The 12,520-nt window shown below is 53.8% G+C and carries 15 protein-coding genes and 1 pseudogene; 12 read left to right on the top strand and 4 right to left on the bottom strand.

Going from position 1 to position 12,520, the window contains the following annotated elements:
* Positions 1 to 42 precede the first annotated feature (42 nt).
* From tgt to OLG56_RS22235, 6 genes are all read left to right on the top strand, one after another.
* A complete protein-coding gene (gene tgt / locus OLG56_RS16430; RefSeq protein ID WP_000667305.1) occupies positions 43 to 1,170 on the top strand; it encodes a tRNA guanosine(34) transglycosylase Tgt in 1,128 nt (375 codons plus the stop codon).
* Between the two features lie 22 nt (positions 1,171 to 1,192).
* Positions 1,193 to 1,525 (top strand): preprotein translocase subunit YajC, encoded by a 333-nt coding sequence (yajC, locus tag OLG56_RS16425; RefSeq protein ID WP_000007628.1) that lies wholly within the window; start codon positions 1,193 to 1,195, stop codon positions 1,523 to 1,525.
* Between the two features lie 27 nt (positions 1,526 to 1,552).
* Positions 1,553 to 3,400 carry a protein translocase subunit SecD gene (secD, locus tag OLG56_RS16420; protein WP_000934811.1) on the top strand — a complete coding sequence of 616 codons (1,848 nt, stop codon included), beginning with the start codon at positions 1,553 to 1,555 and terminating at the stop codon, positions 3,398 to 3,400.
* A 10-nt stretch (positions 3,401 to 3,410) separates the two neighbouring features.
* Entirely contained in the window at positions 3,411 to 4,382 is a 972-nt protein-coding gene (gene secF, locus OLG56_RS16415) for a protein translocase subunit SecF (RefSeq protein WP_000046629.1), read from the top strand.
* A gap of 93 nt (positions 4,383 to 4,475) precedes the next feature.
* Entirely contained in the window at positions 4,476 to 4,823 is a 348-nt protein-coding gene (yajD, locus tag OLG56_RS16410; RefSeq protein ID WP_000974818.1) for an HNH nuclease YajD, read from the top strand.
* Positions 4,824 to 5,260: 437 nt separating this feature from the next.
* Positions 5,261 to 5,368, top strand: coding sequence for a type I toxin-antitoxin system toxin Ldr family protein (locus OLG56_RS22235; protein WP_207011567.1), 108 nt, complete (start codon positions 5,261 to 5,263; stop codon positions 5,366 to 5,368).
* An 83-nt stretch (positions 5,369 to 5,451) separates the two neighbouring features.
* On the opposite strand, the gene OLG56_RS16400 is transcribed toward OLG56_RS22235, so the two are convergent.
* Together OLG56_RS16400 and OLG56_RS16395 are read right to left on the bottom strand one after the other, a co-directional pair.
* A complete protein-coding gene (locus tag OLG56_RS16400) occupies positions 5,452 to 6,315 on the bottom strand; it encodes a nucleoside-specific channel-forming protein Tsx (protein ID WP_000752021.1) in 864 nt (287 codons plus the stop codon).
* Between the two features lie 299 nt (positions 6,316 to 6,614).
* Positions 6,615 to 7,154, bottom strand: coding sequence for a SadB/YajI family lipoprotein (locus tag OLG56_RS16395; RefSeq protein ID WP_000198486.1), 540 nt, complete (start codon positions 7,152 to 7,154; stop codon positions 6,615 to 6,617).
* A gap of 151 nt (positions 7,155 to 7,305) precedes the next feature.
* On the opposite strand from OLG56_RS16395, the gene nrdR reads away from it, so the two are divergent.
* The 6 genes from nrdR (at position 7,306) to pgpA (ending at position 11,410) form a co-directional block, all read left to right on the top strand.
* Positions 7,306 to 7,755 (top strand): transcriptional regulator NrdR, encoded by a 450-nt coding sequence (gene nrdR, locus OLG56_RS16390; RefSeq protein ID WP_000543533.1) that lies wholly within the window; start codon positions 7,306 to 7,308, stop codon positions 7,753 to 7,755.
* A gap of 3 nt (positions 7,756 to 7,758) precedes the next feature.
* Positions 7,759 to 8,862 (top strand): bifunctional diaminohydroxyphosphoribosylaminopyrimidine deaminase/5-amino-6-(5-phosphoribosylamino)uracil reductase RibD, encoded by a 1,104-nt coding sequence (ribD, locus tag OLG56_RS16385; protein WP_061377231.1) that lies wholly within the window; start codon positions 7,759 to 7,761, stop codon positions 8,860 to 8,862.
* 88 nt (positions 8,863 to 8,950) lie between these two features.
* Positions 8,951 to 9,421, top strand: a complete 471-nt coding sequence (ribH, locus tag OLG56_RS16380; RefSeq protein ID WP_001021370.1) for a 6,7-dimethyl-8-ribityllumazine synthase — start codon at positions 8,951 to 8,953, stop codon at positions 9,419 to 9,421.
* 20 nt (positions 9,422 to 9,441) lie between these two features.
* A complete protein-coding gene (gene nusB / locus OLG56_RS16375; RefSeq protein ID WP_000801129.1) occupies positions 9,442 to 9,861 on the top strand; it encodes a transcription antitermination factor NusB in 420 nt (139 codons plus the stop codon).
* A 78-nt stretch (positions 9,862 to 9,939) separates the two neighbouring features.
* Positions 9,940 to 10,917 (top strand): thiamine-phosphate kinase, encoded by a 978-nt coding sequence (gene thiL, locus OLG56_RS16370; protein WP_000752147.1) that lies wholly within the window; start codon positions 9,940 to 9,942, stop codon positions 10,915 to 10,917.
* The gene (pgpA, locus tag OLG56_RS16365; protein WP_207011568.1) at positions 10,895 to 11,410 is read left to right on the top strand and encodes a phosphatidylglycerophosphatase A; all 516 of its coding nucleotides are present in this window, start codon (positions 10,895 to 10,897) and stop codon (positions 11,408 to 11,410) included. Before thiL ends, pgpA begins: the two co-directional genes overlap by 23 nt.
* A gap of 7 nt (positions 11,411 to 11,417) precedes the next feature.
* On the opposite strand, the pseudogene OLG56_RS22360 reads toward pgpA, so the two are convergent.
* Positions 11,418 to 11,506, bottom strand: a pseudogene (locus tag OLG56_RS22360) (hypothetical protein); the annotation flags it as partial.
* Between the two features lie 7 nt (positions 11,507 to 11,513).
* Positions 11,514 to 12,488, bottom strand: a complete 975-nt coding sequence (locus OLG56_RS16360) for an aldo/keto reductase (RefSeq protein WP_023197725.1) — start codon at positions 12,486 to 12,488, stop codon at positions 11,514 to 11,516.
* Positions 12,489 to 12,520 lie beyond the last annotated feature (32 nt).

The following is a 12,520-nucleotide window of genomic DNA, read 5'->3' as shown; positions in this document are numbered from 1 at the left end:
AGTCGTTAAACGTCGGACTGTTTTTCTGACGCAGGAGTGATAATGAAATTTGAGTTAGATACCACCGATGGTCGCGCGCGTCGCGGTCGTCTGGTGTTTGATCGTGGCGTAGTGGAAACGCCTGCTTTTATGCCTGTGGGTACTTACGGTACCGTGAAAGGCATGACGCCGGAAGAAGTGGAAGCGACCGGCGCGCAGATTATTCTCGGCAACACTTTCCACCTGTGGCTGCGCCCGGGTCAGGAAATCATGAAGCTGCATGGCGATCTGCACGATTTTATGCAGTGGAAAGGGCCGATTCTCACCGATTCCGGCGGCTTCCAGGTTTTCAGCCTCGGCGATATTCGTAAGATTACCGAGCAAGGTGTGCACTTCCGTAACCCGATCAACGGCGATCCGATTTTCCTCGATCCGGAAAAGTCGATGGAGATCCAGTACGATCTCGGTTCCGATATCGTGATGATCTTTGATGAATGTACGCCGTATCCGGCAGACTGGGACTATGCTAAACGCTCGATGGAGATGTCGTTGCGTTGGGCGAAGCGTAGCCGCGACCGTTTTGATAGCCTTGGCAATAAGAATGCGCTTTTTGGCATCATTCAGGGCAGCGTTTACGAAGATTTACGCGATATCTCGGTGAAAGGTCTGGTAGAGATTGGCTTTGATGGCTACGCTGTCGGCGGTTTGGCTGTCGGTGAGCCGAAAGCAGATATGCACCGCATTCTGGAGCACGTTTGCCCGCAGATTCCGGCTGACAAACCGCGTTACCTGATGGGCGTGGGTAAACCGGAAGATCTGGTGGAAGGGGTGCGTCGCGGTATTGATATGTTTGACTGTGTCATGCCAACGCGAAATGCCCGTAATGGTCATCTGTTTGTGACCGACGGCGTGGTGAAGATTCGTAATGCAAAGCATAAAAGCGACACCAGCCCGCTTGACGCCGAGTGCGATTGCTACACCTGTCGCAATTATTCACGCGCTTACTTGCATCATCTCGACCGTTGCAACGAAATATTAGGTGCGCGTCTCAATACCATTCATAACTTGCGTTACTACCAGCGTTTGATGGCGGGTTTACGCAAGGCTATTGAAGAGGGTAAATTAGAGAGCTTCGTAACCGAGTTTTACCAACGTCAGGGGCGACCCGTTCCACCTTTGAACGTTGATTAATTTTAATAATGAGGGAATTTGAATGAGCTTTTTTATTTCTGATGCGGTAGCGGCAACAGGTGCTCCGGCGCAGGGCAGCCCGATGTCTCTGATTTTAATGCTGGTGGTGTTTGGTCTGATTTTCTATTTCATGATCCTGCGCCCGCAGCAGAAGCGCACCAAAGAGCACAAAAAGCTGATGGACTCCATTGCGAAAGGTGATGAAGTTCTGACGAATGGCGGTCTGGTTGGTCGAGTGACCAAAGTAGCGGAAGCCGGCTACATTGCCATCGCGCTGAATGACACCACGGAAGTGGTTATCAAACGTGACTTCGTAGCTGCCGTTCTGCCGAAAGGCACCATGAAGGCGCTGTAATATTTCGTTTTCCCAAAGGGAACTGCCGTGTTAAACCGTTATCCTTTGTGGAAGTACATCATGCTGGTCGTCGTGATTATCGTCGGCCTGCTTTACGCACTTCCCAACCTGTATGGTGAGGATCCGGCTGTTCAAATCACTGGCGTGCGCGGCGTCGCCGCCAGTGAGCAAACGCTGATCCAGGTCCAGAAAACGTTACAAGAAGAAAAAATTCCCGCTAAGTCTGTGGCACTGGAAGAGGGCGCTATTCTTGCGCGCTTCGACACCACCGATACCCAGCTACGCGCCCGTGAAGCGCTGATGAGCGTGCTGGGGGATAAATATGTCGTGGCGCTTAACCTTGCGCCGGCTACGCCGCGCTGGTTGGCGGCTATTCACGCCGATCCGATGAAGCTCGGTCTTGATCTGCGCGGCGGCGTTCACTTCCTGATGGAAGTGGATATGGATACCGCGTTAGGTAAACTCCAGGAACAAAATATCGATAGCCTGCGCAGCGATCTGCGTGAAAAAGGCATTCCTTATACCACCGTTCGTAAAGAAAATAATTATGGGCTGAGCATCACGTTCCGTGACAGCAAAGCGCGTGATGAGGCGATCGCCTATCTGACGCCGCGTCATCGTGACCTGGTGATTTCCAGCCAGAGCGGCAATCAACTTCGCGCGGTAATGACCGATGCGCGCCTGAGCGAAGCGCGTGAATACGCCGTTCAGCAGAACATTAATATTCTGCGTAACCGTGTTAACCAACTGGGCGTCGCGGAGCCTGTCGTACAGCGTCAGGGCGCAGACCGTATTGTGGTTGAGCTGCCGGGTATCCAGGATACCGCTCGTGCGAAAGAAATTCTCGGCGCGACCGCGACGCTGGAATTCCGTCTGGTGAATACCAACGTTGACCAGGCCGCTGCTGCTGCCGGGCGCGTACCGGGTGATTCCGAAGTGAAACAGACCCGCGAAGGTCAGCCGGTGGTATTGTACAAACGCGTGATCCTCACCGGCGACCATATCACCGACTCGACGTCCAGCCAGGATGAATATAACCAACCGCAGGTTAACATCTCGCTGGATAGCGCAGGCGGCAATATCATGTCTAACTTCACTAAGGACAATATCGGCAAACCGATGGCGACCCTGTTTGTGGAGTATAAAGACAGCGGTAAGAAAGACGCTAACGGTCGCGCTGTACTGGTGAAACAGGAAGAGGTGATTAACATTGCCAACATCCAGTCTCGGCTGGGTAACAGCTTCCGTATTACCGGTATCAGCAACCCGAACGAAGCGCGTCAGCTCTCGTTGTTGCTGCGTGCGGGCGCCCTGATCGCGCCGATTCAGATCGTTGAAGAGCGCACCATTGGCCCGACTTTGGGTATGCAGAACATCAAGCAGGGCCTGGAAGCCTGTCTGGCCGGTCTGGTGGTCTCCATCCTGTTCATGATCTTCTTCTATAAGAAGTTTGGTCTGATTGCGACCAGCGCGTTAGTGGCTAACCTGGTGTTGATTGTCGGTATCATGTCGCTGTTGCCGGGGGCAACGCTCAGTATGCCGGGGATTGCGGGTATCGTGTTAACCCTTGCGGTGGCGGTCGACGCCAACGTTCTGATTAACGAACGTATCAAAGAAGAGTTGAGTAATGGCCGCACGGTACAGCAGGCGATAAACGAAGGCTATGCCGGCGCGTTCAGTTCCATCTTCGATGCGAACATCACGACGCTGATTAAAGTCATCATTCTGTATGCTGTCGGTACCGGGGCAATTAAAGGGTTCGCGATTACGACCGGTATCGGTGTGGCGACGTCGATGTTTACCGCGATTATCGGTACGCGTGCTATCGTAAACCTGCTATATGGCGGCAAGCGCGTCACTAAGCTGTCAATCTGAGGAGTGCGATGTGGCACAGGAATACACTGTTGAACAACTAAACCACGGCCGTAAAGTCTATGACTTTATGCGCTGGGACTTCTGGGCATTCGGCATCTCCGGGCTGTTGCTGATCGCGGCCATTGTCATTATGGGCGTACGCGGGTTTAACTGGGGGCTGGATTTCACCGGTGGCACGGTAATTGAAATCACGCTGGAAAAACCGGCTGAAATGGACGTGATGCGCGAAGCGCTGCAAAAAGCGGGCTATGAAGAGCCGCAGTTGCAGAACTTTGGCAGCAGTCACGACATTATGGTGCGTATGCCGCCAACCGAAGGTGAAACCGGCGGTCAGGTACTGGGTAGCAAAGTGGTGACGATCATTAATGAAGCCACCAACCAGAACGCGGCCGTGAAGCGTATTGAATTCGTGGGGCCAAGCGTGGGCGCCGATCTGGCGCAAACCGGCGCCATGGCGCTGCTGGTGGCGTTGATCTCTATCCTCGTTTATGTCGGTTTCCGCTTTGAGTGGCGACTGGCGGCAGGGGTGGTCATCGCGCTGGCGCACGACGTAATCATTACGCTGGGGATACTGTCGCTTTTCCATATCGAGATTGACCTGACCATTGTGGCATCGTTGATGTCGGTGATCGGTTACTCGCTGAACGACAGTATCGTGGTCTCTGACCGTATTCGTGAAAACTTCCGCAAAATCCGTCGCGGGACGCCTTACGAAATCTTTAACGTGTCGCTGACCCAGACGCTACACCGCACGTTGATTACCTCCGGTACGACGTTAGTGGTAATTCTGATGCTGTACCTCTTCGGCGGTCCGGTACTGGAAGGCTTCTCGCTGACGATGCTGATCGGTGTCTCTATTGGTACGGCATCTTCTATCTATGTCGCATCGGCGCTGGCGCTGAAACTCGGTATGAAGCGCGAGCATATGCTGCAGCAGAAAGTCGAAAAAGAAGGGGCGGATCAGCCGTCCATTCTGCCGTAAGCTGGCGTTAACATGACTGAAAAAAGCCGCAACATCGCAGGGTGCTGCGGCTTTTTATTATCCAGAATAAACTCGATTGCATGAGGAACTATCATGGCTATCATCCCAAAAAACTACGCGCGCCTGGAAAGCGGCTATCGTGAAAAAGCGCTGAAGCTGTTTCCGTGGGTGTGCGGACGTTGTTCCCGTGAGTTTGTGTATTCAAATCTGCGTGAGCTGACGGTGCATCATATCGATCATGACCACACCAATAATCCGGAAGACGGCAGCAACTGGGAGCTATTGTGCCTCTACTGCCACGATCACGAGCATTCCAAATATACCGAAGCCGATCAGTATGGTTCGACGGTCATTGCCGGGGAAGATGCGCAAAAAGATGTCGGCGAGGCGACTTATAACCCGTTTGCCGATCTGAAAGCGATGATGAACAAAAAGAAATAAGCAGGCTGCTGACAAAGTTGTTGGTGCTGTTGAATGTTAGGTTACGCTTCGCTCCACCCAACGGAATCCGCAATATAAATGAATTATTGGTTTTCGTAGGTCGGATGCAATCTGACATTTTTTCAGCCTCGGAGTTTGTCGCCAGCCCCAAACGTCCTGTAACGCATACATTGTCACTGGAATCCCGATCGCAAGGTTGGGATTTTTTTGTTTTTAAGTCCTGCCGATACTGGCGAGCAGAGTAGAATCAGCGGTAAGCCGGGGCAACCCGGTGAGGCGCAATGTTGCGGGGGCTTGATCCCCGGTGGCCTTGTCGCTGGAAAGAGAAAACCCCCGCACATTGTTCGGTATTCACCGGCAACATTACGGGGGCTAACTTGACTCCAGACAAGTTGAGGATAGCCGCGAACCGTTGCCATTGCAACAAAGGCGGCAATATGACGCTCACAGAGTTGAGCATTACTATCTGGCACGATCTGGCGGCACCAACGCTGGTCGGGATTGCGACAGGTCTGTTTTTAGGCGGGTGGCATCGCCGGAAGTAATGTGAAGTGGGCGCGACTCGCCGCCGCATGGCAGCATGCGCCCGAAACGGGCCAGAGGGCGACCTCTGGCCTTTTTTGCAGGTTTAGAAGTTGTAACCCACGACCAGGTAGCCGCCCCAGCCGGTAGATTTCGCGCTGAAATCGCCGTCGCCCCAGTTCAGTTTTGCGCCATTCTGCCACTGTCCGCCGTTATGGAAGTAACGTGCAACGACCGAGTAGTGCCAGTGATCGTAGTTCAGCGCCAGGATATGGCTGGAAGCGATGGAGTTGCTGGTACGGTTCGGATCGTCGCCTAAATCAGATCCCCAGTCAAAGTTGGTAAAGCCGATATAGCTCAGTTTACCGCCCCACAGATCGGTGATGGGGACGAAGTATTTTACTTTGAAACGGTAGCCGTCCCATTCGTTTTCATTGGACGCGCCGTAGTTTTGCCACTGATATTTCGCATACACGTTCAGCGACAGGCCCATCGGCAGGCCGGTGTCGATATCGGTCCCCAGACCCATATACCACGTGCTCTGGCGGCTGGCTTTGTTATCGCCCATATCGTAGATGTAGTTGTTGGCGAAATACCACTCTTTAAACGGGCCGAAGCTCAGGTCTGCGCCGGTCAGCTTATCAATCGAGAAACGCGGTTCGATTTCCATGAACAGCGGAGAACCGTCGGACCAGATACCTTTATCGTTGCCGTTACCCCAATCAAAGGTTTTGGGAATATCGATATAGCCGTAGAAATCAAACCAGTCTTTTTTGGCAAATGCTTCATATTCCAGATAGACGTCGTTGTTCAATTTCGGCGAGAAACGGGTATGGTAGCTGCCTACCACGTTTACGCTCTGGTGCCACCAGTCGGATAAATACTGCGGCTGATCATTTTCTGCTGCGTTAGCAGTAAAAGATGAGGTGAGCGCCAGCGCTGCGCTGACTGCGAGTAAAGTTTTTTTCATATGTATGCCACTGTTTGAAATCCCTTACGGGAGTGAAAAGAACGCAATTTGCGTTTCTAAATATTTCGTGTTTCTGCGGAGCCTATTATAAAAATCATTGCTCACAAAAATATGTCTTGTTTCACATATCTATCATTTACGTAATCGATTGCGTTCACGTTTGCGCATTTTAGGTGCGGCGACAGTACTGTCTTTCATGAATATTACCAATCTATGTCATAAATGACGAAAATGTCAGTAGGGCAACAAAAGTCGCGCGGGGGATGTTGCGGAACGCACAAAACGCTCCGCCAGAACGTTTATTGATTAACAGGCTGAATATCATGGATGCGAATGAAGCCTAACTGCGCCGGAGTGATCCCCTTCAACGGTAACGAAATATTGACATCACTGGGCGCCAGCAAGCTGGCAGGGGCATTTACCAGAAGGCTCTGTGCATTCACCTCCTGATAGTTCTCCGTAGTGCCCTGAATTTGCCCGTACTCTACGGTAGCGCTGAATGCCGGCAGCGGATCGCGGGACTCGCCCTGAATGCGTAACGTTGCGTGAGCGCCGTCTGCGACAGGCGTAATCTCCAGCAATGTCATACGTAGCGTACCGATCTGACTCTCCAGCCGGGCAGGCGTATTGGCGCCAGGCAACAAATAGACGCCGCGGGTTGACTCCGCATTCAGCTTATTTTGTTGGGTAATTTTTACCGTTTCCTGATTCAGTTGGGTCATCTCTTTATTCAGGGTGCTAATGCTTTGATGCATCTGGCGAACTTCGCTCTGCGGCGCGCAGGCGGTCAGGCTCAAGAGACTTCCCACCAGGAGAATTCTTAGGTAACGTCTTGTCATGTCGATCATTTCCTTCGTGGTCCGATAGCGTAATGGTAGTGCGCTATACGCACAAAGGCACCGATCCTTTATCTCAAAAGCGCTCCGCCTTTGTTGTCGCGCCAGTTCAGGGTAAAATAGCGTTTTCTAAATCATCTGGTCAGGACGCCGTATGCATTGCCCATTTTGTTTCGCCGTAGATACCAAAGTCATTGACTCTCGTCTTGTAGGCGAGGGCTCGTCCGTGCGCCGCCGTCGGCAGTGTCTGGTGTGTAATGAACGCTTTACGACCTTTGAAGTGGCTGAACTGGTCATGCCGCGCGTGATAAAAAGCAACGATGTGCGCGAACCCTTTAATGAGGATAAGCTGCGTAGCGGCATGTTGAGAGCGCTGGAAAAAAGACCCGTCAGCGCAGATGATGTTGAAATGGCATTGAACCATATTAAGTCACAATTACGTGCCACTGGGGAGCGTGAAGTTCCCAGCAAGATGATTGGCAACCTGGTCATGGAGCAGCTGAAAAAACTCGATAAAGTCGCGTATATTCGCTTTGCCTCCGTCTATCGCAGTTTCGAAGATATCAAAGACTTTGGCGAAGAAATCGCTCGCCTACAGGACTAAGCCATGCAGGATGAGTTTTACATGGCGCGAGCGCTCAAACTGGCGCAGCGTGGACGTTTCACCACTCACCCGAACCCTAATGTCGGCTGTGTCATTGTTAACAATGGCGACATCGTCGGCGAAGGTTATCACCATCGCGCCGGAGAGCCGCACGCCGAGGTCCATGCTCTGCGGATGGCGGGCGCAAAAGCCAAAGGCGCAACCGCCTATGTCACGCTTGAACCCTGTAGCCATCATGGGCGAACGCCGCCATGTTGCGATGCGCTGATTGCGGCCGGCGTCGCGCGCGTGGTCGCCGCGATGCAGGACCCAAATCCACAGGTCGCCGGGCGCGGGCTGTATCGCCTGCAACAGGCGGGTATTGCGGTCAGCCACGGGTTAATGATGAGTGAAGCGGAGGCGCTCAATAAAGGCTTCCTCAAGCGGATGCGTACCGGATTCCCTTATCTTCAGCTTAAACTGGGCGCCTCCGTGGATGGACGGACGGCGATGGCCAGCGGCGAAAGCCAGTGGATCACCTCGCCGCAGGCCCGGCGCGACGTTCAGCGCTTGCGTGCGCAAAGCCACGCTATCTTAACCAGTAGCGCGACGGTATTGGCTGACGATCCGGCCTTGACGGTGCGTTGGACAGAGTTAGACGCTTCTACGCAGGCGTCTTACCCGCAGGAAAATCTGCGCCAGCCGGTGCGAATTGTTATCGACAGCCAAAACCGGGTAACGCCTGCGCATCGTATTGTGCAGCAGCCTGGCGAAACGTGGATCGCGCGTACCCAGGAAGATAGCCGCGCGTGGCCCGATGCGGTTCGTACTATCAGCGTACCAGCGCACAACGGACATTTGGATCTGGTTGTGCTGATGATGCAGTTAGGCAGGCAGCAGATTAATAGCATATGGGTTGAAGCCGGACCGGGACTGGCGGGCGCGTTGCTGCAAGCCGGGCTGGTGGATGAACTGATTGTCTATGTCGCGCCTAAATTGTTGGGAACCCAGGCGCGGGGATTATGCGAATTGCCGGGGCTTGAGAGGCTCGCCGACGCGCCGCAATTTACCTTCAGCGAAATACGACATGTCGGCCCGGATGTTTGCCTGCATATGGTGAGCGCATGAGTTCTCCCGTCGAAAGGGGAGCAGCGCTCAAATTATTATGATAAAATCCGCCCCCCTGCGGGGCCAAATGAACCCTGGAAGAGAGAATATGAACATTATTAAAGCTAACGTTGCAGCCCCTGACGCTCGTGTCGCCATCACTATTGCGCGTTTCAATCAGTTTATCAACGACAGCCTGCTGGATGGCGCGGTTGATGCCCTGACGCGTATTGGTCAGGTAAAAGATGATAATATTACCGTAGTGTGGGTGCCTGGCGCCTATGAACTGCCGCTGGCGACCGATGCGCTGGCGAAAAGCGGTAAATATGACGCCGTGGTTGCGCTGGGAACCGTGATTCGCGGGGGGACTGCGCACTTTGAATATGTGGCAGGCGGCGCCAGTAATGGCCTGGCAAGCGTTGCCCAGGACAGTGGCGTGCCGGTAGCCTTTGGTGTTCTGACCACCGAGAGTATTGAACAAGCCATCGAACGTGCTGGTACAAAAGCCGGTAATAAAGGCGCAGAAGCTGCGCTGACCGCGCTTGAAATGATTAATGTATTGAAAGCCATTAAGGCCTGATTTTTTGTAAGGGGAATTCCGTGAAACCTGCTGCTCGTCGCCGCGCCCGTGAGTGTGCCGTCCAGGCGCTTTACTCCTGGCAGTTGTCCCAGAACGACATCGCTGATGTTGAATACCAGTTCCTGGCGGAACAGGACGTAAAAGACGTCGACGTTCTCTATTTCCGTGAACTGCTGTCCGGGGTGGCGACTAACAGCGCGTACCTGGATGGTTTAATGAAACCGTATCTGTCCCGCCTGCTTGAAGAGCTGGGACAGGTTGAAAAAGCCGTGCTGCGTATTGCGTTGTTTGAGCTGTCAAAACGCAGCGATGTGCCTTATAAAGTGGCCATCAACGAAGCGATTGAACTGGCGAAAACCTTTGGCGCTGAAGACAGCCACAAATTCGTCAACGGCGTACTGGATAAAGCAGCTCCGGTGATTCGTCCTAACAAAAAGTGATTCACAGGCCGGAAAGATAGCGGGCGTTCGATACCCGCCGTCTCCGGCCTTTTCTTTTTTTCTGCTGAGGCATAACGTATGGCATGTGGCGAGTTTTCCCTGATTGCCCGTTATTTTGACCGTGTAAGAAGCTCTCGTCTTGATGTTGAAACCGGTATTGGCGACGATTGCGCGCTCCTGAATATTCCTGAAAAGCAGACCCTGGCGATCAGTACCGATACGCTGGTGGCGGGCAACCACTTCCTCCCCAATATCGATCCTGCCGATCTGGCTTATAAAGCGTTGGCGGTGAATTTAAGCGATCTGGCCGCGATGGGGGCCGACCCGGCGTGGTTAACGCTGGCGTTAACGTTGCCGGAAGTGGATGAGCCGTGGCTGGAGGCTTTTAGCGACAGTCTGTTTGCGCTATTGAATTACTACGATATGCAGCTCATTGGCGGCGACACCACGCGTGGACCGCTGTCGATGACGCTGGGTATCCACGGTTATATCCCGGCAGGGCGCGCGCTCAAGCGATCTGGCGCGAAGCCGGGCGACTGGATTTATATCACCGGTACGCCGGGCGACAGCGCTGCCGGGCTGGCGGTTTTGCAAAACCGGCTACAGGTGTCGGAGGAGACAGACGCTCACTATTTAATTCAACGGCATTTACGCCCGACGCCGCGGATTTTACACGGCCAGGCGCTGCGTGATATCGCCAGCGCGGCTATCGATCTTTCCGATGGTTTGATTTCCGATCTGGGGCATATCGTCAAGGCCAGCGGCTGTGGGGCAAGAGTAGAAGTTGATGCGCTGCCAAAATCCGATGCGATGATGCGCCATGTTGATGACGGGCAGGCGCTGCGTTGGGCGCTTTCCGGCGGCGAAGACTATGAGCTGTGCTTTACGGTGCCGGAACTGAACCGTGGCGCGCTGGATGTCGCCATTGGTCAACTGGGTGTTCCCTTTACCTGCATAGGTCAAATGAGCGCAGATATTGAAGGGCTGAATTTTGTACGTGACGGAATGCCTGTCACCTTTGACTGGAAAGGATATGACCATTTTGCCACGCCATAAAGATGTTGCGAAAAGCCGCCTGAATTTGCGCAATCCGTGGCATCTGCTCGCTACCGGCTTTGGCAGCGGGCTGAGCCCCGTGGTGCCGGGCACGATGGGCTCGCTGGCGGCGATCCCCTTCTGGTATCTGATGACGTTTCTGCCGTGGCAGCTTTATTCGCTGGTCGTGATGTTTGGGATCTGCATTGGCGTTTATCTTTGCCATCAGACGGCGAAAGATATGGGCGTACACGACCACGGCAGTATTGTCTGGGACGAATTTATCGGTATGTGGATAACGCTGATGGCGTTGCCGACGACGGACTGGCAGTGGGTGGCTGCCGGGTTCATTATTTTCCGCATTCTGGATATGTGGAAACCCTGGCCGATTCGTTGGTTTGATCGCAACGTGCACGGCGGCACGGGGATAATGATCGATGATATCGTCGCCGGGGTGATATCCGCCGGCATACTGTATTTTATCGGTCATCACTGGCCGCTCGGTATTATTTAAAGGGGTTGCCGGATGGCGGCGTAAACGCCTTATCCGGCCTCTCCCCGAACAATATGTCGATTTCGCAGGCCCGATAAGCGCCGCGCCATCGGGCAATGGCAGATTATTTAAATCCCACCACCGGATGTTGTTTGTACGGTGTTTCGAGTTCGGCAATCTGCTCCGGTTTGAGCGTTAAATCAACGGCATTCAGCAACTCATCTAACTGCTCTTCACGCGAAGCGCCGATAATCGGCGCGGCGACGCCTCGTTTGCTGAGCAGCCAGGCCAGCGCGACCTGCGCTCGCGTTGCGCCGAGCGCCTCGCTGACGCCAGCCAGCCGTTCCGCTATTTGCGCATCATTTTTATCGCTTTCATCGTATAAATTTTTACCCACGTCATCCGAGACCAGCCGGGCCGTGGTTTCTCCCCAGGGGCGAGTTAAGCGTCCGCGCGCCAGCGGACTCCACGGAATCACGGCAACGCCTTCCTGCCAGCACAGCGGTAGCATCTCTCGCTCTTCCTCGCGGTAGATCAGGTTATAGTGATCCTGCATGGTGACAAACGGCGCCCAGCCGTGTTGTTTTTGTAGCGCCAGCGCCTGGGCAAATTGTGAGGCGTGCATTGAGGAAGCGCCGATATAGCGGGCTTTACCCGCCTTCACCACGTCGTTTAGCGCTTCCAGAGTTTCTTCTATTGGTGTGGTGTAATCCCAGCGGTGGATTTGCAGGATATCGACATACTCCATTCCCAGACGGGCGAGGCTATCGTCAATAGAGCGCAGGATTTGCGCGCGGGACAATCCTTCCGGCAGATCGCCGACGCGATGGAAGACTTTCGTCGCTACCACCACCTCGTCGCGCCGGGCGAAATCACGCAGCGCGCGGCCGACAATCTCTTCGCTGCTGCCATCGGAGTAGCTGTTGGCGGTATCAAAAAAGTTAATGCCGCCCTCAAGGGCGCGCTTGATGATGGGACGGCTGCTCTCTTCGGGAAGCGTCCAGGCGTGATTGCCGCGACTCGGCTCGCCGAATGTCATGCAGCCCAGACAAAGGCGGGATACCCGAAGATCTGTATTTCCTAACGTGTTGTATTGCATGACTCCGCTCCTGTTATACCCGTCACTCTTCA

Source organism: Salmonella sp. 2018103 (assembly GCF_026247685.1).
In the GTDB taxonomy this organism is placed as follows: Bacteria; Pseudomonadota; Gammaproteobacteria; order Enterobacterales; family Enterobacteriaceae; genus Salmonella; species Salmonella enterica.
Note: the sequence above shows the minus strand (reverse complement) of the source record. Positions and strands in the feature narration are given on the sequence as shown.

What these genes read in the sequence shown, in the direction of transcription:
- tgt (WP_000667305.1), top strand. Translation starts at nt 43, where the DNA reads ATGAAATTTGAGTTAGATACCACCGATGGTCGCGCGCGTCGCGGTCGT.
- yajC (WP_000007628.1), top strand. Translation starts at nt 1,193, where the DNA reads ATGAGCTTTTTTATTTCTGATGCGGTAGCGGCAACAGGTGCTCCGGCG.
- yajD (WP_000974818.1), top strand. Translation starts at nt 4,476, where the DNA reads ATGGCTATCATCCCAAAAAACTACGCGCGCCTGGAAAGCGGCTATCGT.
- OLG56_RS22235 (WP_207011567.1), top strand. Translation starts at nt 5,261, where the DNA reads ATGACGCTCACAGAGTTGAGCATTACTATCTGGCACGATCTGGCGGCA.
- OLG56_RS16400 (WP_000752021.1), bottom strand. Translation starts at nt 6,315, where the DNA reads ATGAAAAAAACTTTACTCGCAGTCAGCGCAGCGCTGGCGCTCACCTCA.
- OLG56_RS16395 (WP_000198486.1), bottom strand. Translation starts at nt 7,154, where the DNA reads ATGACAAGACGTTACCTAAGAATTCTCCTGGTGGGAAGTCTCTTGAGC.
- nrdR (WP_000543533.1), top strand. Translation starts at nt 7,306, where the DNA reads ATGCATTGCCCATTTTGTTTCGCCGTAGATACCAAAGTCATTGACTCT.
- ribD (WP_061377231.1), top strand. Translation starts at nt 7,759, where the DNA reads ATGCAGGATGAGTTTTACATGGCGCGAGCGCTCAAACTGGCGCAGCGT.
- ribH (WP_001021370.1), top strand. Translation starts at nt 8,951, where the DNA reads ATGAACATTATTAAAGCTAACGTTGCAGCCCCTGACGCTCGTGTCGCC.
- thiL (WP_000752147.1), top strand. Translation starts at nt 9,940, where the DNA reads ATGGCATGTGGCGAGTTTTCCCTGATTGCCCGTTATTTTGACCGTGTA.
- pgpA (WP_207011568.1), top strand. Translation starts at nt 10,895, where the DNA reads ATGACCATTTTGCCACGCCATAAAGATGTTGCGAAAAGCCGCCTGAAT.
- OLG56_RS16360 (WP_023197725.1), bottom strand. Translation starts at nt 12,488, where the DNA reads ATGCAATACAACACGTTAGGAAATACAGATCTTCGGGTATCCCGCCTT.